This is a genomic window from Psychrobacillus sp. Z3-81 (genome assembly GCF_056620325.1).
Window position 1 is genome coordinate 42,640 of record NZ_JBWQPU010000010.1, and the last position, 26,002, is coordinate 68,641.

Here is a 26,002-nt window from a genome sequence, read left to right on the forward strand (position 1 = left end):
ATTGGTGGGGGATGAAAGAAAACCCCCACCAATCAAAGTTTCACTTTATCTTATAATTTCAATCATTCGCAAGGCAAAGTTTTTTTCATTATACTATTTACAGACAGCTAAACTAGGAGGCAAAAAGTATGAAGCCAGTTGATATAGAGCAGTTACAGGAGTTAATAAACTCCTACGCAAACGAGGATGTATATATCCATTTAGAAACAACAAACGGAGCCTACGCTACTCATTTTAATGAGAACGTTTTTAATGCGGGGGCATTTATCCGAAATGTTGTTCTTCGATATGAGCTAGGAAAGGTTGCAGGAGAATCACCACATCGAGTCGGCTTAAAGCTTCCACATGGTTGGGTGTATGCGCAAGGAATTACACACTTCGAGTTAGATGAACACGGAAGATTATTAATGGCTGGACATGATCAGAGTGGCAAACTTGCAGTAGCATTACAAATTAGTAGAACGCCATTTACATATTAAGGAGGTAAAACAATGAGCTTACCAATGGAACGAAGCGTATTAGTGATTTTCCCCCACCCAGATGATGAGGCTTTTGGCGTTTCTGGAACAATCGCAACCTATGTCAAACAAGGAATTCCAGTTACTTATGCATGTCTTACATTAGGAGAAATGGGTAGAAACTTAGGAAACCCTCCTTTTGCTACACGAGAGACACTTCCACATATCCGTAAAAAGGAGCTAATCGCATCTGCTGAGGCAATGGGTGTAAAAGATTTACGAATGATGGGTCTCCGTGATAAGACAATTGAATTTGAGGACGATGAAAAAATGGTTCAAATGATGGAATCACTTATTCAAGATACGAACCCTTCCTTGATTATTACATTCTATCCTAATTTTGCTGTACATCCAGACCATGACGCAACAGGAAGAGCAGTCATACGTGCAGTACGCCGAATGAAAGTAGAGGGACGTCCAAAAATTTATGCTGTAGCATTTTCTAACAATGCAGGGGAAGTATTGGGCGAACCAGACATCGTACACAATATTGAAGAGTCCTCCGAGGAGAAGCTTGGGGCAATGAGAGCGCATATCTCCCAAACCGCTTGGATGCTAGAGGAAATGGAAAAAAGGCTAGCCGATGGTGAACCAGAAGCAGAAAACTGGCTGCACTTTGAGCGTTTCTATACGTACGATTTTAATAAAGATTTCGAATAATAGGACTTTCCCGCATGCTATAGACGTACTATCCTAAGTGTTTTATGATGTGTATAAATATCATTTGATATTGTATAACTATACAAATATAAAAAGGCGGGTTTACGCTTGAAAAAATTTAATTTATCAACATGGCTATTGTTCCTCCTTCCTTCGATTGTCGGAGTCTTATTATTCATGATTCCACTCCCAATCAATGGGGAACTGAAGATTCCAGTAGCTTTGTTTGCAAATCTATTAGCAGGTACCTTGGTTCCTATTATTCATTGGATTGTATTAGTCACGCTATTAGTAGCAGCTATTGGTTCCCTGATGCATTTATTTGTGAGGAAAAAAGAAACGTTTATCAATAATCTGTTTAAAGTCTCTATATTTTGGACAATCACCCGTGTGGTTGGTGCCATCTTCGCTGTGCTAATCATTTTTCAAATCGGACCAGAGGCAATCTGGAGCGAAAATACCGGTGGGACACTCTTAGATCCAGATGGTGGCTTAGTGTCTTTCCTATTCACGATTTTCCTTTTTGCAGGATTGCTTTTACCATTGTTATTGAATTACGGTTTATTAGAATTTTTCGGAACAATGATGGAAAAAGTGATGCGCCCCATATTCAAGCTTCCAGGTCGCTCTGCTGTTGACGCATTAACTTCTTGGGTGGGAGACGGAACAATTGGTGTCCTTTTAACGGCTAGACAATATGAGGATGGTTACTATACGAAAAAGGAAGCAGCTATTATCGGTTCGACCTTCTCCGTTGTTTCTATCACATTCTGTATTGTCGTTTTAGAAGAGTTGAATTTAGGAGCATACTTTGTACCATACTATTTAACTGTACTTCTTTGTGGTATCGTTTTAGCCCTAATTATGCCTCGCATATATCCGTTAAAAGGGAAAGAAGAAACCTATGTAAATGGAAAACCATTAGATTTAGAAGCAGAAAAATATCCTGCTAACTACAATGCACTTACTCACGGATTAGAAAATGCATTAAAAACAGCAGACAAGAATCGTTCGATATCTCGATTCTTTAAAGACGGCTTCAAAAACGTAATAGATATGTACATAGGGGTAGCTCCAGTAGTATTAGCCTTTGGAACAATTGCCTTAATGCTAGCAGAATACACTCCTATTTTTACAATTCTAGGAAAACCGTTTGAACCATTGCTCATGCTCTTTGGTATTCCAGAAGCAGCAGAAGCAGCTCAAACAATGGTTGTTGGTTTTGCAGACATGTTCCTCCCTTCAATTCTAGGAAGCTCCATCGATTCTGAAATGACTCGCTTCTTTATCGCAACCATGTCTGTAACGCAATTAATCTATATGTCCGAAGTCGGCGGCTTACTATTAGGATCCAAAATTCCAGTGAATTTTAAAGACCTAGTTGCAATCTTCCTACTTCGCACACTGATTTCGTTCCCAATTATTGCTGGGGTAGCACATTTGCTATTTTAATGGTATTGATTAGAAAACACTTATGGTTTGTTAAAATCATAGGTGTTTTCTTGTTTTTTGGGGATATTGGGTTAGAATCGTCGAAGGCTTTCTATGGAGCAAACAGGAAATAGTGGTCGAACCTATGGTTCTCCGCTGCGTCGGACGCTTTCCGCGGGGGCGTGGTAAGCCAGCACCCATCGCTTGCGCGCGTGGTTGTGCTGTCTTACCTATCACCCTGCTCCCGCTGGAGTCGCCGACGCTGCTCCGAACCAATCATACTTCCTTCTAATTTTAAAATTGGTCAATGCATTTCAAAGGTTATAACCCATCAAGAAAGCAAATGGTTTAGTGCAAGCCTCTGTCTGTTGAATTAATACAGTCAGGATTAGAAATAGAAACCAGATCGTAAGTTAACGCTGTCACTAAGTACCCCTAAGATATTAGCTCTTTATGGAAATAACATGGAAATACTTACGGTTATTACTGGTTTACTTGTATCTATTTTCGTATTACTTGAGTCTCTACAAAGTTACTTGCGCTTAACAGGAGGATACTTGCGGAATTTAACAGTTTACTTGCGGTCAGCAGTAATATCTCTCACCTTAAGTTATTCTTACCATTACTAGTATCAAAAAAAGACCATGCCTAGCTTGGCATGGTCTTTTTGCTGTTAAGCTTTTACTTGTTTTAATTTTAGTTTTTCAATCATGTCCTTCGTCATGGCATCTAGGTCGTATTGAAAATGGAAGCCCCACTCTTCTTTTGCAGCGGTTGCATCGATATTGTCTGGCCAGCTATCAGCAATTGCTTGACGAACTGGGTCCACATCGTAGTCCATTGTGAAGTCAGGAATTACTTTGCGTATAGACGCAGCAATTTCCTCTGGCTCGAAGCTCATTGCGGTTACGTTGAACGCGTTTCGGTGAATGAGCTTCGTCGGATCTGCTTCCATTAGATCCACGATTGCCTGCAATGCATCAGGCATATACATCATGTCCATATAAGTACCGGCAGCGATGTAGGAGGTGTAGGCACCCTTTTCTAGTGCCTTATAATAAATATCCACTGCATAGTCGGTGGTTCCTCCTCCAGGCAGTGTTTCATTGGATATTAGCCCTGGAAAACGCACTCCCCTCGTATCCACTCCAAACTTATGATAATAGTAGTCACATAAAAGCTCTCCGGATACTTTGTTTACTCCATACATAGTAGTCGGACGCTGTAAGGTGTCTTGTGGTGTATTCTTTTTTGGTGTGGACGGACCGAACGCACCGATAGAGCTTGGCGTGAAAAATTGCATGCCTAATTCACGAGATGCTTCTAGTGCATTCACTAAGCCACCCATGTTCAAATTCCAAGCAAGCAACGGCTTTGCTTCAGCGGTAGCAGACAATAACGCTGCCATGTGAATCATTGTATCTGCTTGAAAATCTTTAGCAAGCTGATGCATTTTTTCACCATCTGTCACATCTAGCAGCTCAAAAGGTCCTTCCTCCGTAACGGCAGAGGATATATGTCTAATGTCGGTTGCCAACACATTGTCTGTACCATATTCTTTTCTTAGCTTCGTGGTAAGCTCCGAACCAATTTGTCCAAGAGCACCGGTGACTATGATCTTTTTCAAAGATATCTCCCTTTCAAAAACAGTTGTATTTTTAGAAAGTACACTTTATTTTAATAAAACATTGGTATTACTAGCTTTTCATGTTGCTAATTATAGTATGTTCATTGGTAAAATACAACTTATATACCTCTCTTTATCTGTTATAATTACTAGAAGGAGGTTTTTTATGAAATATGTACAAATAGGTATCACTTTTATACTTGGCGTATTATTAACTATGGTCATGCATTTTTACGAGCTACCGTTCTGGTTAATTTTTATTACAGTAATGATTTTCTACTTCATACTACAGACAGCTCCACAACTTTATGTCGTGTATGGCTCTAATAACCTTACTAGGATTGAAAAGCATTTAATTAGAAATAGAAAGAATCCTGTTTTTGCATTACCACTAGCTTTAAAAAATGGGGATAAGGAAGAAATCAGGAAAGCCATTGAAACAATTTTGGCGAGGTATAAGTCCCCTTATATGCAGCAGGTTTATAAAACGATGCTAGCAATTTTCGAAAGAAATGTGGCTGGAGCTGAAGCCCATGCGAAGCAGATTCAAAAAGAGCCTTTACGGTCTTATTACATAGCATATGTGGAAGTTTTAAAAGGAAATTACGAGGAAGCTAGAAGTATTAAGGATTCGCAATTAAAAAGTGCTTGGATGCAGCATGCTATTGAGGCATTAATTGCAAAAGAGCAAGGGAATCACGCTTTATATGAAGAAGAGGCGAAAAAAAGCGTCTTTCACGCAAGAGGGGTTCAGAAGTATTCCTTATATTATTCTTTTGCGATTTAAGGAAGTCACCATGAGGGAGGATTGCACCATGCAGTCCTCCCTTACTTTTTCCTCCATTAACTATGAAACTATTATTCTCCATAAAAAAGGTAACCGAGTATAACACTCGATTACCATCTATCATCTATTTAATTACCCCAAGTTCTTTTCCTACTTTTTCGTAGATTGCTAAGGCATTATCTAGCATTTCCTTTGTATGAGCGGCTGTTGGCATGTTACGAACACGACCAGTGCCCTTTGGTACAGTCGGGAATACGATAGATTTCGCGTATACCCCTTCTTCAAATAGGCGCTTCGAGAATTGCTGTGTTAATTTTTCTTCTCCAATAATACATGGCGTGATTGGCGTTTCGGACGCACCTATATTAAAGCCAAGCTTCGATAAGCCTTTTTTCAGATAATCACCATTTTCCCACAGCTTGTCGTGAAGCTCCGTAGAATCCATAATCATTTGAACTGCAGCCGTGATTGCCGCCACATCTCCTGGAGGTAAAGCTGTAGAGAATAAGAATGGACGAGAACGAACCTTTAACCAGTCAATTAAATCCTTTTTCCCAGCAACATAGCCACCTACTACCCCAATTGCTTTTGATAAGGTTCCGATTTGGAAGTCAATTTCCTTCTCCAAGCCAAAATGTTTTACAGTACCCTTCCCTTTACCAGTTACGCCAGATCCATGAGCATCATCTACATACGTAATTAGGTCAAATTCCTTTGCAATCTCTACGATTTCTGGAAGCTTTGCAATATCTCCATCCATCGAGAATACCCCGTCTGTGATGACCATTACTTTATTATATAAACCAGATTGTGTTGCTTCCTTTGCTTTTGCACGAAGGTCTTCCATATCTGAATGCTTATAGGCAATTATTTTTGCTTTCGATAAACGACAGCCATCAATAATGGAAGCATGGTTTAATTGGTCAGATAAAATGGCATCATTTTTATCCATGACAGCAGAAATAGCAGCCATATTACAATTGAAGCCGGATTGGAAAGAGATTGCGGCCTCTGTCCCCTTAAATTCTGCTAGCTTTTCCTCTAATTGAATATGTAGATCTAAGGTTCCGTTAATTGTGCGAACGGCACCAGCACCTACACCGTACTTGTCCACTGCCTTTTTAGCAATTTCCTTAAGCTCTTCGTTTGTTGCTAAGCCTAGGTAGTTGTTAGAGGAAAGATTGATCAGCTGCTTACCACCAACTTGGATAATTGGACCATTGGCTCCCTCAACTGGATCAATTTCGTTATATAAACCTTGATTTTTTAGTTCTTCTAGATTTTCTGTTAAAAAGCTATTTAGTACTTTAGACAAAGTCATCTTCCTTTCAAACAAAAATAGTCTTCTTTATTTTACCATGCTTCTTGAAAAATACGTAAGAAAAGCGCAAGCGCCTATCTCTGCCCCGACAAGCAAATGGGGAACGGCGAGGAGGCAGCCCCTCAGCCACCACAGCCGGGTCACATTTGACCTCGAGGGGCATGGCGCTGGAGCTGGACAATAAAAAAAGCGAGCAGAAATATTCTGCTCACCCAATTGTTTGTATCATTTTATCATATACCTCTCTCCATTTTTCTTCATCAATTGCTGAATCATAGAGGGCTTTGATCAGCTTTTGCTCAGAGGCATAGGTGCAAATATAATCCTGTGCAAGCTCCATCTCGCTCGAGTATGCTGCCTTTATTTCCGATAGTCCTTGCTCATCTATTTTGCTTTCATCAATACAAGAGAAGAAATTTACGATTACATCCCCTTCACGCTCTGGTTCATACACATGAGGAGGAGTCGCGTCAATGATACTCAGCTGCAGTTCTGGCACCACTACTCCGTCTACACTGTTTGCGTCTAAGCCACACCAAATCATTCGCACATCAAGACCATGATTTTTTGCTTCGTCTGCAAATTTCTTCAGGAATGATGATTTCCCACTACCAGGAATCCCTTTAATGAAAAGCCTACTTTTCAGGTTTTTCGAGATGGAAGGAAATGTATCTTTTGCTCCAAATGGCGTTAAGGAACCCATTAGTCGGTGAGTCGTTTTGCCATTTTTTTGAAGCTGAATATTTCCAATACAATTTTTTTGAAGTTCCTTTAATAAACCATCTATTCCATCCCAGTTCATCGCTGGTAGATTGATATTTTCCCAGTCATCATGAATAAGCTTTGCCCTGGATAGAGCCTGCATCCCCTTTGTAAGCCACGTATTATTGGTGAGTTGCTTTTCCTTAAGTACTGGCCCTATATCTCGGAGTTTATCCGTATTATAGGCCTCATAGTAGGGCACCCACTCGTGTCCTGCTCCGTAATAGCTTGGATCAATCGTATCCGTTTGTAAGTATAATGTCTTTGTTTCCCCTACATACACTGCTTCCAGCGTATCTTCATCCAAAGGATCATAAAACCATTCCACATCGTTTCCTCTTCTAATTGCTTGATAGGAAACTTCCTTTAAAATCTCAGTCAATCGAGAGGATAGCGGTCCTTTTAAGAAATATACTTTTTTTGCTTCTTGGATGATTTCTTTGTAAAAGCTTTTAACTCCTTGCCCCGTATAAGATTTCCCCATGTAGTGTGTAATTGTTCCGTTCAAATGGTCATCCTTTCTTTCTATGATTCACTGGATAATATATGCAGGTCCCAAATCGCTTATGAGAAAAACTCCAGAAAAAAAGTGCAGCAATCATCATCCGTGATTGTCTGCACCTTTTTCAAAAGGAATATTATATTCGCAAACTTTTTTTAACAACCGTTGTGACCAAGGGAGTGTATAATGAACAATCTGACCTAGCAAAAGAGCAATCAGAATAGTACCTAGCCCAATAGGACCGCCTAGTAACCACCCTACCAATGCTACTGTTAGTTCTAAAAAAGTTCGTACCCATTTGATACTCCACCCTGTTTTCTTCACGATAAGCAGCATTAATGAATCTCTAGGTCCTGCTCCAATATTCGGCGAAACATAAATACCGATACCAATACTCATAATGACTACTCCTAAAAGGAACCAGATTAGTTGGGAAACAAAAGAAGTAGGTTCAGGAAGAAGCCAATTAAATAAGTCAATAAGTGAGCCAATACAAATAATATTAATTATCGTACCCAACTGCGGTAATCGTTTTGTTCCGATCATCGTCACCAATACAATGATGACTCCTGTTAGAATTGCCCATGTACCAATAGTGAGACCCAGGTGATTGTATAATCCAACGTGCAGCACATCCCAAGGACCAATCCCGATTGCTTGTCCCTTAATAGTTAGCGATATTCCGAACGCCATCAATGTAATCCCGCCAACAAAAAATAACCAACGCCATACAAGTTCTTTCATGTCTATCCTTCTTTCTACTATGGGAGAAATAGATTCAATAAAAATACCATTCGCACTAAAAGTGGAATGGACGCTAGTTTTATTTTAGTTGAATAAACTCCAGTTTAAAAGGGCTAAGAAATTCCATATGAATCCACCAGTAAAATAAGTGTCTAAAAAAATAGGAAACCAAGAATACTTCCGATTACACTTTTCAAGATGAGATAAAAATCTAATTAGACCATTTCGGAATATTAACAGATGGACGCAATCTTTCCTTTTGTCATTAGTAGCAAATGCTCTACCGTCATCTTCACCTGCAGGCCAATTTTTCCCCCACTTACTATAATATAAGGCAAGTTAATCGCTTCCTCATCTAAAATGGTGGGAAAAAGCTTCTTCATGCCTATTGGAGAGCAGCCTCCTCGTATATACCCAGTGATTGCAAGCAGGTCCTTCACAGGCAATAAATCTATCTTTTTTTCTCCAACCTCTTTTGCGACCTTCTTCAAGTTCAATTCTTGTTCCACTGGAATAATGCAGACAACATACTTACCTGTCCCTGCGGTAGTTACAAGGGTTTTAAACACCCGCTTGGCTGGATAGCCAATTTTCTCTGCCACAGATAGTCCATCTATTTTCCCGTCCGCTGCTTTATACTCTATTAACTCGTAGAGTACTTTTTGTGATTCTAACAAGCGGATAGCATTTGTTTTTTTATTTTTTCCCATAGTATTTCCCTACGCTATACGGAAAAAGCTAGGTTCCATGGAAGCAAATCCGAATTTTTTAAGATTTACCTGATAGCTATACCTTTCAATTGCTTTTTCCCAAAGCATCTTTTGTTGTATGATTCCTTTTTCCAATGGGGGTAGCTGGGATAATTGACGTTCACCAACTTCGCGTGCTCTCCATTCTTGCTCAATCTGAGCGGATGCGAGTTCATTTAGCACAATTTGCGACTGCTCATGCTGAATTCTAGAAGAAGCCGTAGCAACCACTTGAAGATCTTTAACAGTGACTGGCGTGCGAGATAATACTGCACTTCTCTTCTTTTTTAAGAGAGAGATAGTCTCCTCGCTTGAATGTCCATTAATTGCTTGAATAGATAAATATGGCGCTCTGTTTTCTGTTTGCTGAAATTCCTTAATGGCTTCGCTTCTATCTGTGCTCTCTGTTTCCTTTTCTTTATTCCCTAGTAAAAGATCCTCTAAATCACTTAAATAAGGTAGCTTCGTCTGATAATATTGCGCATGCTTTTTATATGCTTCCCCAGCGTTCTTACGTAATTTACTTGATTCTAGACTGGTTAGGGTGTTTGTCATCCCATTTCCAGTGTACCTCAGTATACTCATTCTTTTCCCTCACATTCGCCCTAGTTATATACCTAACATTCTACCATTTTATCAAAATAATCAAACAACCTTTTGTCCTTGCTTTCTTTAATCCTTTAGGTGCATCTTCATCTTCAGCAAAATTACTACCGAGTAGTACTTTTCACACGTGCAACTAAAAAGATTTCCCTTTATCAGGAAGTGATAGTGTATGTACTAGGTCAAAGTCCCTATCAGTGGTAGAAATTATTCTGTCGCTGCCGATTTCCTTATTCATAAGGCGCACTTCTTTTTACTTCCCAATATTGTCTCCCTATATTTTAGCAATTAAAAACTCTCTTTTGAAAATTGATATTACATTTTTATGATAAAGAGAATCGAACCGAAATAAGATAGTCATTAATTAGTAATTTTTATAATTATAGGAGAATAATCAACTTTATTCTGATATAATAAAATGTTGGAAAAAATTGATAAAGAAGGTTTAAGATATGAAGGATTTAAAAATTCCCACAAAACGCTATAGACCAGAAATAGAAGGAGTGCGTACAGTAGCTACATTACTTGTAGCGATTTACCATATTTGGTTAGGGAGAGTTTCTGGTGGCATAGATGTATTTTTTGTACTTTCTGGATTTTTAATTACTACTTCCTTACTGTCGAAAGTTGAAAGGACAGGAAGTATAGGTTTTGTTCATTTTATTGTGGGATTAGCAAAACGACTATTTCCACAAGCATTATTCGTTACGCTAGTGGTAGGTATTTCTGCGGTCTTTATTATTCCAAAAGTCCAATGGGAATCACTTGTTTCCCATATATTTGCTTCCACATTTTATTTTGAGAACTGGCGTTTAGCAATCGATTCAGTTGATTATTTGGCTCGTGATAATGCGACAAGTCCCTTGCAACATTTTTGGTCGCTATCGGTACAAGGACAGTTCTATATTATCTGTCCACTTATCGTTGTCTTTTCATTTATGTTAGCTCGTGTCATTCTGAAGACACCACTTCGTAAGACGCTTTTAACAGTATTATCCGTGTTATTCGTAATATCAATCAGTTATTCGATTTATAAAACTGGTACCAACCAACCATGGGCGTACTTTGATACGTTTGCACGTTTATGGGAATTTAGCATTGGCGGTATCTTTGCACTATTGCTACCATACTTACGAATAAACAGATATATTAGCACTGTAGCAGGATGGATAGGGATTTTCATCATTTGTTTAACAGGTATAGTTCTACCGGTGTCCACTGTTTTTCCAAGCTACTTAGCATTAGTGCCTATTTCTGGCGTGTTATTAATTATAGTAGCCTCCGAAAATAGTACAAGTCTTGGTATCGATAAATTTTTAGGTCGTAAGATATTCGTCTTTTTAGGTGGCCTAACTTATGGATTCTATCTATGGCATTGGCCTTTACTAATTTTCTATCAAACAGCTTTCGAGACACAAGATGTTCCGCTTACACATGGCGCGCTCATCCTATTAGCTACATTCGTCTTATCTTATATTTCTACACATTTAATAGAGATCCCAATTCGCAGTTTAGATATAAAGCTTAATAAATTTAAGTTATATGAAACTTTGACAACGTTATTGCTACTCGTTGTTGCGATGGCATTTGGTTTTTCTCAATATGTAAGTTCTGAAAAAGAAGAGGCAAGCACTACTGTCTCGTCAAAAGATTATCCGGGTGCTCGCGTTTTGTATGAAGATATAGAGTTAGAAGAGGAGGTAGAATTAATCCCGTCCCTTTTAACATTAAAAGAAGACATCCCTGAGTTTTATAGTATGAGAAAATGCTTATCACGTAATTTAGAGGAAGTACGTATTTGTCACTTCGGGGCTACCGAAAATCCAGATTATACGGTTGCTGTTGTCGGTGGCTCACATTCAGGGCATTGGATGCCAGCATTGGAGATTTTAGCTGAAGAAATGAACTTCCAAATTGACCTTTACAGTCATGATGGTTGTCGCTTTACAACGCCAGATCCAAATTCAAATTTTCTTCCATCAGATGCATGTTTGGCTTGGAATGAAAATTTAATTGAGATATTAAAGCAGGATCCACCAGATTTAGTTTTTGCTCCGAGTACGACGAATGATGAGGAAGTGATTCCACAAGGGTTTGTTAATCAGTGGAAGGCACTTGATGGATACACACATATTTTCGGAATTCGTGACAACCCGAGGATGGATGAGAAAACTCCAGAGTGCTTAGAGCGTGTAGTAGACGTATCCGAATGCTCCGTAGCACGTGATGATGCATTATCTGAAGTTGCACCGTGGGATAATACACCTGGTATTCCAGACAACGTGTACTTTGCAGATTTATCGGACTACTTCTGTGATGAAGAAAAATGTTATTCGGTAATTGGTAACATTATCGTTTATCGAGACGATAACCATATTACAACCGATTACATGAAAACATTAGCACCAATGTTAAAAATACCATTACAAGAAGCCTTTGACTTATTAGATAACGGTACATTTGAACAGCATAGAAAACTAGATTCCTAGTAAGTGAAATGAGATGGGCTTTAATAAGCCCATCTTTTTTTATTCCATCTAACCTCATACCCTACCCATCTCGCTATTCTCCCCAAACCGATAAAATAAAAACGACTACCCGAGTATACGAGTAGTCTTCCATATGTTTTGTTATTAAGCCGCCATGTTACGGCAAGCCTCGGCACATTTGTAACAAGCCTCCGCACATCTTTGACAATGGTCATGGTCGTGCTTCGCACATTCGTCACCGCAGCGCTGACAAATCTCTGCACATAGCTTACAAATATCCTTAGCAAATGGACTGTTTCTTGTCATGGCTTGCACAGCAAAGCCGCAAATGTCTGCACATTCCCGGTCTAGCCGAATACATTCCGCCATCATCTTCACATGTTCTTCACTTAAGCAAGCATCAAAACAATTATTACACGCCTCTAAGCATTCCTGGCATGCTTTAATACAAGCTTCGTATTGGTTGTTCATGTTCCTCTCCTCCTTGCGTAAATGCTATCCATTAGCCATTTTCCCTGTTAGAGAGGACTCAAACATCTTGTTATTTGGCTGATAACTCACTTTCCAATACCCACTTATGATTCTTCATTTTTTGCCCATCTGTGGTAGTCAAGTCAATCATGTACACAGTTTCCTTTTCCACTGTGTCAATCGTGGCTATTGACCCTTTCATCCCTTCCATATGAGAAGCTAGCAGCTCCACTGTATCTCCAACCTCATATGCTTGCTCAGCATTTTTCAGCTCTTCTTGAACAACCCATTTGTGGTTTTCTACCTTCTCGCCATCCGAGGAAGTATAAGTTACTGAATAGGTTGTGGTATCAAAGGCTCCAGTGACTCTTCCTTCAGCACCATCCATGCCCGGCATATGGTCCGCATTGACTATTACCTCACTGTCTATAGGAAATGCTGGGTCAGCAGCAGCCTTCATTCCCTCCGGTGCCTCTCCTCCATCCGTCTCATGGTTCATGTGAGCCTGATGATCTGTGCTCTCCTCCGACTCCTGTGTTTCGTCATTGCATGCACTGATAGATAAGGATAGACCAATTAGTAATAGTAACGTCCATTTTTTCATTATATCTCCTCCTTAAAGCTTCACTCTTTGTAGCCTTAACGCATTTAAAACAACGGACACAGAGCTAAATGCCATCGCGGCTCCGGCAACCCAAGGAGCTAACAATCCTATTGCGGCAATTGGAATTCCAAGCGTATTATATGCAAATGCCCAAAAGAGATTCTGTTTAATATTAGCCATTGTTTTACGACTCATCATAATTGCATCTGCAATACTGTTTAAATCGCCTCGAATCAATGTAATATCTGCAGCCTCCATTGCAACATCTGTTCCTGTTCCAATAGCCATTCCGATGTCTGCTACTGCTAGAGCTGGAGCATCATTAATACCATCACCAACCATTGCAACCTTTTTGCCTAAAGCTTGCAATTTTTTAATTTCTTCCGCTTTCCCCTCTGGCAATACCTCGGCTATATAATGTTTAATACCGGCTTCTTTCGCAATAGCTGCAGCTGTGCGTTTATTATCACCAGTAATCATTACAACCTCTATACCCATATTAAGTAGGCGTTCAATCGCATGTTGGGACGATTCCTTCATTGTATCTGCAACTGCAAGCATGCCTGCATATTTTCCGTCAACGCTTGCAAGCATAACTGTTTTCCCTTGATTCTCTAGAGCTTCCATATCACTAATGACTTCTTGTATGTCTATTTCATGCTGAAGCATAAGCTTTCTAGTACCCACTAATACAGACTTGCCTTGGATTGTCGCCTTCACTCCATAGCCCGGTATTGCTTCGAATTCCTCTGCCTGTAATGCGCTATCTGGAGCTCCAGCTACAATTGCTTGTGCTAGTGGATGCTCTGATTGCTTCTCAGCAGCTTTCACATATGCAAGAAATTTCTCATTACTCCAACCACTTGCAGGGACGATATCTGTTAACATAGGCTTTCCATTAGTCACGGTACCTGTCTTATCTAGGACAACCGTTTGGATTTGCTGCGTTTGCTCCAGATGCTCTCCACCCTTAAACAAAATTCCGAACTCTGCTGCTCTACCCGAGCCAGCCATAATGGAGGTTGGCGTTGCAAGACCTAGCGCGCACGGACACGCAATCACTAGCACGGAAATTAATGCTTCGAGCGCTGGAGTAAATTCTCCAGGGCTGACAATAAAGAACCAGACTAAAAATGTAATGACCGCAATTCCTACTACAATTGGGACAAATATGCCAGAGATTCTATCAGCTTGACGCTGTATCGGCGCCTTCGAGCCTTGTGCATCCTCTACAACCTTAATAATTTGTGCAAGTGCTGTATCTCGGCCGACCTTTGTGGCTTTCATTCTAATAAAACCGTTCGTATTTATGGTAGATCCGAATAAGGAATCTCCTTTTTTCTTATCCACAGGAATACTTTCACCAGTCAGCATAGATTCATCGACTGCACTATTTCCTTCTAGCATTTCTCCGTCCACAGGGATTTTTTCTCCGGGTTTTACTAGAAGCACATCTCCTACTAATACTTCATCTATTGGAATCGCTAATTCTTTTCCATCTCTAAAAACCAATGCAGTTTTTGCCTGCAAGCCCATAAGCTTTTTAATAGCCTCCGATGAGCGACCTTTAGCTTTTGCCTCAAATAGCTTTCCTAAAATAATAAGCGTCAGCAAAACAGCACTTGTTTCAAAATAAAGCTGTGCGGCATGATGCTCTCCGATATGTCGGAACGCTTGGTATACACTATAAAAATAAGCAGAAGATGTTCCGAGTACGACTAGTACGTCCATATTGGCACTTTTATTTTTTAGCGCCTTGTAAGCACCTACATAGAACTGCCAGCCGATGATAAATTGTACTGGCGTTGCCAATGCCATTTGAACAAATGGATTCATTAAGATATCCGGCATGTAAATAAAGGAGGTAAACGAAAAATGACCGACCATTGTCCATAGCAATGGTAATGATAAGATTAATGAAAAGATAAATTTCCTTTGTTGCTTTTGTATTGCTAGCTCACGATGATCTACTGTTTCCTTTTCTTCTGATTGATCCACCGCTCCATAACCGAGCTTCTCTACCTTTTGAATAATCTCAGCAGCAGAGAGTTCAGAGGGATTGAATTCAACCGTTGCACGCTCTAACGCCAGATTGACAGACGCTCGAGAAACTCCAGGCATTCGATTTAGCCCTTTTTCTATTCGAGCTGAGCACGCTGCACAGGTCATCCCCGTTATAGCAAACTCTTTTTTCTCCTTCACCACATCATAGCCCAAATCTTGTATCTTCTTTTCTAGCTCTAGTTCGGTTATCTTTTCTGGGTCATACTGCACTACAGACTTTTCAAGCGCCAGATTGACATTTGCCTCCTGCACGCCATCCATTCTATTTAACCCTTTTTCAATACGAGCTGCACATGCCGCACAGGTCATCCCTGTAACCTTGAAGCTCGCTTGTTTTCCTTGATTGCTCATTGCCATCACCTTTCCTATACAGGTAGGGGGTATAAAAATTTGAATAAAAAATACAAGCACCTCTGCCTGTTCATTGCCTGCTCATTCGAGATTAAAGTTCAGCTAACTGAGAGTAAGTTCTGGCTATCCGAGAATAAATCCCCTCCGAATGAGAGTAAATCGACTTTTTGAGAATAAAAGTACTCTATGCGAGAGTAAAGTTCCCCCAAACGAGAGTAAATCCTGAGTAAACGAGAGTATTGTCTCTCTAACCGAGAATAAACCCAGCAGCCGGCTATCTAGCGACACAAGCGGACATTGCCCATGCACTCCCTACCATCCTATCCGAGAGTAAATCCTGGCTATCCGAGAATAAATCCCCTCCGAGTGAGAGTAAATCGACTTTTTGAGAATAAAAGTAATCTATCCGAGAGTAAAGTTCCCCCAAACGAGAGTAAATCCTGAGTAACCGAGAGTATTGTCTCCCTAACCGAGAGTAAACCCAGCAGCCGGCTATCGGCGACACAAGCGGACATTGGCCATGCACTCCCACTCCCTACCATCCTAACCGAGAGTAAATCCTGGCTATCCGAGAGTAAATCCCCTCCGAATGAGAGTAAATCGACTTTTTGAGAATAAAAATACTCTATCCGAGAGTAAAGTTCCCCCAAACGAGAGTAAATCCCGAGTAAACGAGAGTATTGTCTCTCTAACCGAGAATAAACCCAGCAGCCGATTATCAAGTGACACAAGCCAACTTTGGCCATGCACTCCCTACCATCCTATCCGAGAGTAAATCCTGGCTATCCGAGAATAAATACCTCCGAATGAGAGTAAATCGACTTTTTGAGAATAAAAGCTGTCTATCCGAGAGTAAAGTTCCCCCGAACGAGATTAAATCCCAAGTAAACGAGAGTATTGTCTCCCTAACCGAGAATAAATCCAGCAGCCGGCAATTCGAAAGTAAGCCACCAGTAACCCCAAACTCAATTCCCCAATACGAGAGGAAATCCCTTCTATTCTTGATGAATAAAAGGGATTCATTTATTCCAGCTCTCAAATTTTATAGAACATCGTATCCTTGCTCATCAATTGTTTCCTTGATTTTATTAAGAGACACTTTGTTTTCTTCATAGGAAACGTCTACTTTTCCGGATTCCAGATATACTTTTACTTGCTCAACGCCATCTAGGCCTCCTACATTTGTTTCCACAGTCTTTACACAGTGACCACATGACATTCCTTGTACCTGTAATGTAACTTGATTTAACATAAACGATTCCTCCTATTATTTTCTCATTAATTTTTGTATAGTAACCAAAAGCTCATCTAACACTTCTTCATCACCTTCAGACAGTCGATCTGCCACACATCCCTTAAGATGTCCCTGCAGAAGAACCTTTGCCACGCTATTTAATGCTGATTGGGTAGCTGAAAGTTGGGTAATAATATCATCACAATAAACATCCTTTTCTACCATTCCCTTTATTCCTCTGATCTGGCCTTCAATACGATTTAAACGGTTGGTCAGGTCCTTTTTCACATGGTCCGGATGGTGACTTTTCCTACAAGACAACTCTTCCGTTAATAAAGTGCTGTCATCTAATACATTATCCAAGCAATCAACCTCCTATCCTCTATCTCCATCATATTATACCTAATAGGGGTATGCAAGATTTAAGTCCTCTAAATTATCAGATTATATAGGGACAGAATGTCTTATTTATAATTTCTCAATAAAATAAGAATTTATACTGCTTTAGTTTCTCTTCCCCAAAAAAGTAGGACAAAAATCAAAGTAGGCAAAAAATATTAATCTCGATTCCTTTATGTAACGCCAAATTTCTCAACATTAACACTCTATTGGCCGAACTAATACCATATAAAAAACCTCTCCGATTTCTCAGAGAGGCCATTATTATTATATTTCTAACGTGTTTTCAATTTCATATTCCTCCAGAAGGGCAGTTAGCCAAGAAGAATATTCCTCATTTATTCTACTTTCGAGAATTACTTCTCTTACTTCCTCTTTCACTTCTTCAAGAGTAGCTTCTTTTGCTTCTTTCTTATCTGTTACCTTAATAATATGATATCCATATTCGGTTTTAACAGGGTCACTAATTTCGTTTATCTCCATTCCGAAAGCTGCTGTTTCAAATTCTTCTACCATATCGCCTTTTGCAAAATATCCAAGCTCTCCTTCACTTTCTGCAGAGGCCACATCAGTTGAAAATTCTTTTACAAGCTCTGCAAAATCGTCTCCATTATCAAGCTTTTGTTTTATTTCTTTCGCAGTCGCTTCGTCCTCAACCAAAATATGACTTGCTTCTACTTGCTCCTGTTGGTCAAAGGATGATTTGTTTTCCTCAAAATAGGTGGAAATATCTTCGTCCGTTATGTCTATTTCCTTTTCCATCAATTTCGAGGTTAGCTTATAAATTCGAATATCTTCACGGAACATTTCTTCGCTTAGATTATTAGATTCTATAATTGCTTGAAAGGACTCTTCTCCTCCATAGATCTCGATTAACTCATCCAGCTCGGCTTGTATTTCCTCTTCTGTCACTTCTATCTTTTCTTTCTCTCCCTCAAGCTCGATTACTTTATTTGAAATTAATGTATTTAATACTTCGTTCCCATAAAGGCTCAGCATTGCTTCATTTAATTCATCCTGCGATATCTTTTCACCGTTTACTGTTGCTACGCTTGAGGAAGTACCATTAGAACAGCCAGTCACCAACACCGTAATAGCTATCCCGACCATGGCAAATTGTCTTTTCAAATTTGTCTTCATCTCTAAGTTCCTTTCCATCATCTATTACAATTCACACTATAAACTTTCTATGTGTCAGTAAGATGTCAAGGAAACCACCATTTTTTCCAACAATAAAAACCATGAACGCTTGGTTCATGGTGTTAAAAGAATTTACTTTTCCCCTTCTACCTTCTTTAACTGAAGCTCAAAGCAGGTCCCTTCTGGAGAGCTTTCCACTAAGAAAAGATCTCCCCCCATTGATTGAGCCATCATTTTGCTTAATGACAAGCCGAGCCCAAGACCTCGAATAGCGTATTTTTTATTTTCTCCACGGAAAAATCGTTCAAATATAAAAGCTTGCTCTTCTTTTGGGATGCCACTTCCTGTATCTCTAATAAAAACTGAAACTACGGAGTCTGCTTCTTGAAGCAATAAGGAGATAGCCACTGGACCTGAGGCAGCCTGCTCTGCATTCGTGAGTAGATTACTAATAATCTGTTGCACTCGTACAAGATCGGCTTGTACCTCGGTATCCTTTATCAACAGGTCAATCTTTGGCTTCGGCTCCCTATCATGTGCCGCGTTCCAATGTAAAACAGCGTCTTGAATGATTTGATTGACAGAATAGCTGTTTAGTTGAACAGGGACTGCATCGACTGCAAATGAATTAAAAGCTAGTAAATCACCAACCATTGTTTTCATTTTGGTTGTTTCTTTCAGTGCCAACTGTAAAAAGTCCTCTGCTTCCTTGCCGGTTACCACACCATCCTGTATGGCTTGCAGCAGACCGTTTATCGCGGTTACAGGAGTTTTTAATTCATGCGTAACCCCTGCTAACAGCTCTGTCCGTGTTTTTTCAAGCTGTTCCAGTCTACTCGTCATCTCTTTAAAGGAGGATACCAATTCATAGACCTCTTTTTCCTTTATATGAGCGGGTAGGTTTATCTCATAATCGCCATCTTGTACCTTCTGAGCAGCTACTGCAACTTGTTTGATAGGTCGAGATAGTCTCCTTGATAGAAAATAAATAGCTCCCCAGCCCAGTATTCCAAGCGTGATAATTAAAATGGCAAGCTGCCCATATTCCCGATCAATCTTTGTCAGTCTATCCTTGGATTCCACCATGAGCACCCAGCCAATTTGCTTTTCGCCTATTTCCACTTTTCTCTTCACTACATAATAGTCCTGTTGATCCTCCGTAGAAGTGAAAATTTGGGTGTCTTCATTATCCTCTAGCTGTCCTTGAAACATCCCTGGATTCCTTATGGGAAAAGGCCGATTCGTTGATACGATATTCCCTTCCATATTGACTAAATACATGATCGGCTCAATCTCTCGGTACCTGAAATGCTCTCGATTAATTCCCTCCGGAGGAATGATGCTCTCGGAAAAAGAATTGTCTGCATGCGTTAACCGATGCACCATCTCATCCGCCATAAATTCCATCATATCTAATCGATACTCGATTGTCGTATGGCGTATCCACAACGCAGAAATCAAAGAAACAAGTAGTAATCCTATAAGTAAAGTTAATACATAGCTCCTTGTCCAGTAAGCCAAAAGAGAAACGCGTTTAATAGGACGTGACATGGAACTGATACCCCAATCCTCGTAATGTCCTAATTTCTCCATCTTCTGATGGCCATTCAGCTAATGCCTTGCGAAGTCTTTTCACTGCTAAATCCACTGCTCGGTCACTTCCCTCATACTCCCAGCCCCATACATGCTCTATGAGCTGGTCTCGAGTAAATGTTTTATTTGGATGTCTTGCTAAAAATAACAGTAAGGATAAATCTCTAGGCGTTAAATCAATTAGTCTTCCTGCTAGGTAAACGGCATGTCCTTCAAAGTCAACCTGCATGCAACCAAACGACTTTTTAGAGCTCTCCTCCATTTGGGAACGTTTGAGTACTGCTCTCACTCTAGCAACTACTTCCTCTCCATCAAATGGTTTTGGAATATAATCATCTGCACCCTTTTCAAAGCCCTCCAGTCTATTCTGAACCTCTCCCAGAGCAGTCAGCATAATAATCGGGCAATCGCTATATTTACGTATCTCCTTTAGAATGGTCCACCCACTTTTCCCAGGAAGCATCACATCTAAAAGTATTAGTTTGGGGTTTTCCTGATTAAAGGTATCTATGGCATCTGCCCCTGAAAAGCATTGAATCACTTCAAATTGATGCTTTTCTAAATAAGCCTTGAGCACTTGACTAATAGCAAACTCGTCCTCCACAATCAAAATCTTTGCCATTTATTGATCCGATCCTTCTATTTTTATTGTTAGTATAGTTTTCCCGCCATTATACTATCCAATTATGTCAGGATGATGTCGAGCAGTATGTAACATATTGTTCTCTGTTACTGAATACAGGTGAGTGAAATTATCAGTAATCAAAGATTTATAAACGAAACAAGCCAATATGCTATAGTTATCATAAGGTAAGATGAAAGGATGTTAATCGATGGCAAAAAGTATTGTAATTGCTGAAAAGCCTTCCGTAGCTCGTGACATAGCTAGGGTTCTAAAATGCACGAAAAAAGGAAACGGTTTTTTAGAAGGAGATAAATATATCGTCACTTGGGCGCTTGGACATCTAGTTACTTTAGCTGACCCAGAAGCCTACGACGTGAAATATAAAACATGGAATTTAGAGGACCTTCCTATGCTTCCAGAGCGCTTAAAATTAGTTGTGATGAAGCAAACAGGGAAACAATATAACGCGGTAAAGAGCCAGCTGACTCGCGGAGATGTAAATGAAATTATTATTGCGACTGACGCAGGACGTGAAGGAGAGCTTGTTGCCCGCTGGATAATTGAAAAGGCAAAGATAAATAAGCCAGTGAAACGTCTGTGGATATCTTCAGTCACTGACAAAGCAATTAAGGACGGCTTTCAAAATCTAAAGCCAGGTAAGGCATATGAAAATCTGTATGCTTCCGCAGTTGCTAGATCAGAAGCAGATTGGTATATCGGTTTAAACGCTACCCGAGCACTTACTACGCGATTTAATGCCCAGCTGAACTGTGGACGTGTTCAGACCCCTACTGTCGCGATGGTTGCTGCACGTGAGGATGAAATTAAAAACTTTAAGCCTCAGACGTATTATGGAATTGAAGCACAAACAGAAAATGACTTAAAGCTAACCTGGCAGGACGGGAATGGAAATAGCCGAAGCTTTAACAAAGAGAAAGTCGACGACATCGTTAAAGGGCTTGGCAAGAAAGACGCTACAGTCGTTTCTATCGATAAAAAAGCGAAAAAATCCTATGCACCTGCTCTCTATGATTTAACCGAGCTGCAACGTGATGCGAATAAAATGTTTGGATACTCAGCGAAAGAAACATTAAACATCATGCAAAAGCTTTACGAGCAGCATAAGGTACTGACATATCCAAGAACGGACTCAAGATACCTTTCTTCTGATATTGTTAGTACAATTCCAGAGCGCTTAAAGGCATGTGCTGTTGGAGAATATCGTACGCTTGCCAACAAGCTGTTAGCTAAGCCAGTTAAAGCAACAAAAGCATTTGTGGATGATAGCAAGGTTTCAGATCACCATGCAATTATTCCCACAGAAGGCTATGTCAATTTCTCCGCTTTCACAGACAAAGAGAGAAAAATTTATGACCTAGTAGTAAAGAGATTCCTAGCAGTTCTCTACCCACCTCACGAATATGAACAGTTAACATTACAAGCTACAATCAATGGAGAAAAATTCATTGCTAGAGGAAAAACCATTCTTCAAGCAGGCTGGAAAGAGGTTTATGAAAACCGCTTTGATGACGACGATGCATCTGATGATGTGAAGGAACAAATCCTTCCACGCATTGAAAAAGGACAAGTGTTAAAGACGAAGCTCATTATGCAAACCTCTGGCCAAACAAAGCCACCTGCACGTTTTACAGAGGCTACGCTGCTGTCAGCAATGGAGAATCCAACGAAATACATGGAAACGAATGATAAGAAGCTAGCAGAAACGTTAAAGTCTACCGGGGGATTAGGGACTGTTGCTACAAGAGCGGACATTATAGACAAGTTATTTAACTCCTTTTTAATTGAAAAGCGTGGTGGCAAGGATATCTATATTACTTCTAAAGGTCGCCAGCTGCTTGACCTTGTCCCAGATGAGTTAAAATCACCTGCTACAACGGCAGAATGGGAGCAAAAGCTAGAGTTAATTGCAAAAGGAAAGCTGAAAAAAGAAGTTTTTATTAATGAAATGAAGAAGCACACGAAGGAAATTGTTGCAGATATTAAATCTAGTGATAAAAAATATAAGCATGATAATATATCCACTAAATCTTGCCCGGACTGTGGAAAACCAATGCTTGAGGTAAACGGCAAAAAGGGCAAAATGCTTGTCTGCCAGGACCGTGAATGTGGTCACCGTAAGAATGTAGCACGTGTGACGAACGCACGCTGCCCACAATGTAAAAAGAAAATGGAGCTTCGAGGTGAAGGCGAGGGCCAAATCTTCACATGTAAATGTGGACATCGCGAAAAATTATCTGCCTTTGAGGCTCGCCGTAAAAAAGAAGGCAGTGGAAAAGTGGATAAACGTACTGTTCAAAAATACTTGAAACAGCAACAACAAGAAGAGCCTGTGAATAACGCATTTGCAGAGCTACTAAAGGGTTTAAAACTAGACGACAAATAAGAAAAGCGCAAATGCTGGAGCTGGATATACTTAAAATGCAGCATCAGCACGTTCCTGACATAAAAAATATAAAGAGTGTAGACATGTTATTCCGTCTACACTCTTTTTGTTATACCAACTTTTGTCCACAGTTCGGACAGAAGTTTGCACCCGTCGTTTTTTGTCCACAGTTCGGGCAGAAATTCGGCATTTGCCCTCCACTTGGTGGATTTGCTTGGCCTGATTGTTGATTACTGGACGAATTCGAAGGATTAGATTGGTTCATGTTTTTCATCATTTCATTCGCCATATTCATCCCCATCATCATACCAGCCATATCGGAAGCGGCACCTGAGCCCGAAAGCTTACCCGATGCCATCGCATCCGTCACCGAAACCTGCTGATATTTAGACAGATCACCAATCATGCCATGAGAAGCATTTTTCGTGATCATATCTTGGATTTCCTGTGGATAATTAAAGCTCATTATGTTGAAGCCCGTAATCTTCATCCCGAGATCCATGATTTCCATATCTAAATCATCTTGAATACCTTTAGCTATATCTGAAGCATTGGCTTGTAAATTAAACATATCCTTTCCTTCACGGCTAATCCATTTCATAAGTAGCTGATCCAGAATAGACGTAATTCGGATTTTTACGTCCTCCACCACATAGGTGTTTTTCACTCCTGCAACCCTGTCAATTAGCGCCACATAGTCGTTTATTTTAAAGTTAAAGGTTCCATTTGCACGGATTGGCATGCCTCCTGGAAGCTGTGGAGTCGGGATATTAATAGGATTTCTCGTTCCCCACTTCACTGTAAATTCCTTTGTATTAACAAAGAGAACCTCGACACGCATCCCACTATTAAACCCAAATCTAAATCCTTTTAAAGTAGAAAGGAAAGGAATGATTTGAGACTCAATATCATACTCGCCCTCATTCTCAAATATCCCTTCAATACGGCCGCTATTAAAGAATATCGCATCCTGACCTGGACGAATAAACAGCTTACTTCCTTTTTTAATCTCGGAGTTATTCCATTTCCAAAAAATCATATCTTCTCTAAATTCTTTCCACTCGACTACATCTGAAAACTGACCTCTAAAAAAAGACATTTCCTCATTCCTTTCTCTTACACATTTAAGAAGGCATTAGAATTTCCCACTGCTTCCACTAAACGATCTTCCACCACCTGTTACGCCTCCCCCACCACTTTTATTGGAAGGCTTACGAACTTTCGTGACAGTCTGATTAACAAAGACATCTCTCTTACTATTTACTCTTACATTGTTTTGATTAAGATAGGTATGGCTATTTACTGTTACCCTTCCACCAGAGTTATACACCATAGAGCCGACTACTATACAAGCAATAAGCAAGGCAGCCCCTACTTGAAACCACCACTTATGCAGGATATTATTGGATTCCGGTAAGGTCTGCATATATTCATCGGCAGTTAGGATAAATTGTTGGAAAGCATCATAATACCTTCCCTCTGATAAAGCTGGAATTATCATCTCCTGTATTTGAGCCATCCTATTATTATCTAGATATTCTTCAGCCTTCTCAAAACCCATTAATACAACATCCCGATTTTCCTTATCCACATCTATACCAACCATAGCTGCACTACCGTTTGGTTCAGTTCCATAGCCTACAGCAAATTCATCCGCAAAGTCGCTCATGTATGACTGTAATTGTTGTCCACCATCTCTAGTAATGATGATAAAATCAGTCTCATTCTTAACGCTATATTCCTTTGCAAGCTGCTCCAACAGCTCTACTTCTTGCGAAGATAATATTCCCGCATCATCAAAGACATAGCGTTCTGGCGTTAAAGCCTTGGTAGCCCCAAAGGGAATAAATAGAATAATAAAAGTAAGCAGCGTTATAGCATATTTTTTCACCACAAATCGCCTCCCATCGCAAGCGAAATTCCTTTCAGTACAACAAAGGATGCTGCAGCAATACCACTAAACCAGCCAGCGACCTTCGCCCCACTGATTGGTGGCTTCCCTACTACCTTACCAGTTTGCCCATTCATCGCAAAAATGTGCTCCTTGTCACCATAATCATAGTAAACCATCCAAATTGGCAGCAGAACGTAATAGGCATTCTTCTTATTCGTCTGAATTTGTTTTGTCTTGTAATTCACGGAGGAGTAGCCAGCTATCGTAGATCTAACGTAGTTGTCTATGTATGGTTCTACTTTTTCTTGGATCCTTGGTAATAACTCGTCATCCGTGTAATTGTATTTTTCCGCAATATATCCAGCTAAATAGGGAGTTTTAAAATCTTTTAAGTTGCTGTAATCAAACGGCTCCAGCTTATCCATTAACACATCATCCAATTTTTCAGATGCATCAACCGGCACCTTTACATAGCTGAGGTCAATATCTCGATACACATCATAAAACTTTGTTTCTGTGTAAATATATTCGCCTCTCGTATAGGTCCTCACCCTTGTAGCAAGTGCACTAACCTTTGCTGAACTGTCCAAATCGTACATCCAAAAAGGCACATAGATACCCGTAATCCCTTTTATCCTGTCAGCAGACATAAATCCTTTAGGCGTTAGTCGACCATTTCTACACCATTTCCGAAAGGCCTCCATAGCCTGCTCCTTATTGATAGAAAAGGGAATAACCTTGGCCGGAGCCAATTCTCCTGTCAGCCTGTCTCCAAGTACAACCGCTGCACCACAAAAGCTGCAGCTGGTAGCAGTCGTATCTGCATCTGTAATGACCACCGCTCCACAGTTATTGCAATTATACTGCTTCGCTTCATCCTCCGAGAACGCTGCCTTTATATTCTCCTCAGAAAATGTATCAATATTATCTTTTCTTCCACAGCTCGGGCAGGATAACATACCTGAAGTACTGTCAAACTCCATATCAGCTCCACAGTTCGGACATTTATATTGGATGATCATCCTCATTC

General features: G+C 40.1%; 23 protein-coding genes. 6 read left to right on the top strand and 17 right to left on the bottom strand.

Translation table 11 applies throughout. The annotated features are described in order from the left end of the window. Positions 1-128 precede the first annotated feature (128 nt). The 3 genes from AC1ECF_RS12070 to AC1ECF_RS12080 all read left to right on the top strand — a co-directional run bounded on the left by AC1ECF_RS12070 (position 129) and on the right by AC1ECF_RS12080 (position 2,630). Positions 129-479: a YojF family protein gene (locus AC1ECF_RS12070; protein ID WP_480389674.1), complete on the top strand. Its 351-nt coding sequence runs from the start codon at positions 129-131 to the stop codon at positions 477-479. Positions 480-491: 12 nt separating this feature from the next. Then, entirely contained in the window at positions 492-1,178 is a 687-nt protein-coding gene (bshB2, locus tag AC1ECF_RS12075; RefSeq protein WP_480389675.1) for a bacillithiol biosynthesis deacetylase BshB2, read from the top strand. A 108-nt stretch (positions 1,179-1,286) separates the two neighbouring features. Beyond that, positions 1,287-2,630, top strand: a complete 1,344-nt coding sequence (locus AC1ECF_RS12080; protein WP_480389676.1) for a YjiH family protein — start codon at positions 1,287-1,289, stop codon at positions 2,628-2,630. A gap of 652 nt (positions 2,631-3,282) precedes the next feature. Here the strand turns inward: AC1ECF_RS12080 and AC1ECF_RS12085 are convergent. Next, on the bottom strand, positions 3,283-4,236 hold the full coding sequence (locus tag AC1ECF_RS12085; protein WP_480389677.1) for an L-threonine 3-dehydrogenase: 954 nt from the start codon (positions 4,234-4,236) through the stop codon (positions 3,283-3,285). Positions 4,237-4,402: 166 nt separating this feature from the next. On the opposite strand from AC1ECF_RS12085, the gene AC1ECF_RS12090 reads away from it, so the two are divergent. Then, a complete protein-coding gene (locus tag AC1ECF_RS12090; protein WP_480389678.1) occupies positions 4,403-5,023 on the top strand; it encodes a hypothetical protein in 621 nt (206 codons plus the stop codon). Positions 5,024-5,147: 124 nt separating this feature from the next. On the opposite strand, the gene AC1ECF_RS12095 is transcribed toward AC1ECF_RS12090, so the two are convergent. The 5 genes from AC1ECF_RS12095 to AC1ECF_RS12115 form a co-directional block, all read right to left on the bottom strand. Next, on the bottom strand, positions 5,148-6,338 hold the full coding sequence (locus tag AC1ECF_RS12095) for a glycine C-acetyltransferase (protein WP_480389679.1): 1,191 nt from the start codon (positions 6,336-6,338) through the stop codon (positions 5,148-5,150). Positions 6,339-6,552: 214 nt separating this feature from the next. Then, complete coding sequence (locus AC1ECF_RS12100) at positions 6,553-7,614, bottom strand: hypothetical protein (protein ID WP_480389680.1); 1,062 nt, start codon at positions 7,612-7,614, stop codon at positions 6,553-6,555. A 93-nt stretch (positions 7,615-7,707) separates the two neighbouring features. Continuing rightward, a complete protein-coding gene (locus AC1ECF_RS12105; protein ID WP_480389681.1) occupies positions 7,708-8,352 on the bottom strand; it encodes a YczE/YyaS/YitT family protein in 645 nt (214 codons plus the stop codon). Positions 8,353-8,585: 233 nt separating this feature from the next. Next, positions 8,586-9,062 carry a Cys-tRNA(Pro) deacylase gene (gene ybaK / locus AC1ECF_RS12110; RefSeq protein WP_480389682.1) on the bottom strand — a complete coding sequence of 159 codons (477 nt, stop codon included), beginning with the start codon at positions 9,060-9,062 and terminating at the stop codon, positions 8,586-8,588. Between the two features lie 9 nt (positions 9,063-9,071). Continuing rightward, entirely contained in the window at positions 9,072-9,686 is a 615-nt protein-coding gene (locus AC1ECF_RS12115) for a hypothetical protein (protein WP_480389683.1), read from the bottom strand. 470 nt (positions 9,687-10,156) lie between these two features. On the opposite strand from AC1ECF_RS12115, the gene AC1ECF_RS12120 reads away from it, so the two are divergent. Further along, complete coding sequence (locus AC1ECF_RS12120) at positions 10,157-12,193, top strand: acyltransferase family protein (RefSeq protein ID WP_480389684.1); 2,037 nt, start codon at positions 10,157-10,159, stop codon at positions 12,191-12,193. Between the two features lie 144 nt (positions 12,194-12,337). Here AC1ECF_RS12120 and AC1ECF_RS12125 read toward each other — a convergent pair whose 3' ends face one another. The 8 genes from AC1ECF_RS12125 to AC1ECF_RS12160 all read right to left on the bottom strand — a co-directional run bounded on the left by AC1ECF_RS12125 (position 12,338) and on the right by AC1ECF_RS12160 (position 20,671). Beyond that, positions 12,338-12,664 carry a four-helix bundle copper-binding protein gene (locus tag AC1ECF_RS12125; protein WP_480389685.1) on the bottom strand — a complete coding sequence of 109 codons (327 nt, stop codon included), beginning with the start codon at positions 12,662-12,664 and terminating at the stop codon, positions 12,338-12,340. Between the two features lie 70 nt (positions 12,665-12,734). Then, the gene (locus tag AC1ECF_RS12130; RefSeq protein WP_480389686.1) at positions 12,735-13,268 is read right to left on the bottom strand and encodes a YdhK family protein; all 534 of its coding nucleotides are present in this window, start codon (positions 13,266-13,268) and stop codon (positions 12,735-12,737) included. A 12-nt stretch (positions 13,269-13,280) separates the two neighbouring features. Further along, on the bottom strand, positions 13,281-15,683 hold the full coding sequence (locus AC1ECF_RS12135) for a heavy metal translocating P-type ATPase (protein ID WP_480389687.1): 2,403 nt from the start codon (positions 15,681-15,683) through the stop codon (positions 13,281-13,283). A 1,042-nt stretch (positions 15,684-16,725) separates the two neighbouring features. After that, a complete protein-coding gene (gene copZ / locus AC1ECF_RS12140) occupies positions 16,726-16,935 on the bottom strand; it encodes a copper chaperone CopZ (RefSeq protein ID WP_480389688.1) in 210 nt (69 codons plus the stop codon). 15 nt (positions 16,936-16,950) lie between these two features. Next, positions 16,951-17,280 (bottom strand): metal-sensing transcriptional repressor, encoded by a 330-nt coding sequence (locus AC1ECF_RS12145; protein WP_480389689.1) that lies wholly within the window; start codon positions 17,278-17,280, stop codon positions 16,951-16,953. A 303-nt stretch (positions 17,281-17,583) separates the two neighbouring features. Beyond that, positions 17,584-18,456 carry a peptidylprolyl isomerase gene (locus AC1ECF_RS12150; RefSeq protein ID WP_480389690.1) on the bottom strand — a complete coding sequence of 291 codons (873 nt, stop codon included), beginning with the start codon at positions 18,454-18,456 and terminating at the stop codon, positions 17,584-17,586. Between the two features lie 132 nt (positions 18,457-18,588). Beyond that, positions 18,589-20,007 (bottom strand): sensor histidine kinase, encoded by a 1,419-nt coding sequence (locus tag AC1ECF_RS12155; RefSeq protein ID WP_480389691.1) that lies wholly within the window; start codon positions 20,005-20,007, stop codon positions 18,589-18,591. Further along, positions 19,991-20,671 (bottom strand): response regulator transcription factor, encoded by a 681-nt coding sequence (locus tag AC1ECF_RS12160; RefSeq protein WP_480389692.1) that lies wholly within the window; start codon positions 20,669-20,671, stop codon positions 19,991-19,993. Before AC1ECF_RS12160 ends, AC1ECF_RS12155 begins: the two co-directional genes overlap by 17 nt. A 211-nt stretch (positions 20,672-20,882) precedes the next feature. On the opposite strand from AC1ECF_RS12160, the gene AC1ECF_RS12165 reads away from it, so the two are divergent. After that, positions 20,883-23,078, top strand: a complete 2,196-nt coding sequence (locus AC1ECF_RS12165; RefSeq protein WP_480389693.1) for a DNA topoisomerase III — start codon at positions 20,883-20,885, stop codon at positions 23,076-23,078. A gap of 109 nt (positions 23,079-23,187) precedes the next feature. Here AC1ECF_RS12165 and AC1ECF_RS12170 read toward each other — a convergent pair whose 3' ends face one another. The 3 genes from AC1ECF_RS12170 to AC1ECF_RS12180 are packed head-to-tail and all read right to left on the bottom strand — an operon-like array spanning position 23,188 to position 25,994. After that, entirely contained in the window at positions 23,188-24,177 is a 990-nt protein-coding gene (locus AC1ECF_RS12170) for an SPFH domain-containing protein (protein ID WP_480389694.1), read from the bottom strand. Between the two features lie 36 nt (positions 24,178-24,213). Continuing rightward, the gene (locus AC1ECF_RS12175) at positions 24,214-24,972 is read right to left on the bottom strand and encodes a TPM domain-containing protein (protein WP_480389695.1); all 759 of its coding nucleotides are present in this window, start codon (positions 24,970-24,972) and stop codon (positions 24,214-24,216) included. After that, on the bottom strand, positions 24,966-25,994 hold the full coding sequence (locus AC1ECF_RS12180) for a TFIIB-type zinc ribbon-containing protein (protein ID WP_480389696.1): 1,029 nt from the start codon (positions 25,992-25,994) through the stop codon (positions 24,966-24,968). Before AC1ECF_RS12180 ends, AC1ECF_RS12175 begins: the two co-directional genes overlap by 7 nt. Positions 25,995-26,002 lie beyond the last annotated feature (8 nt).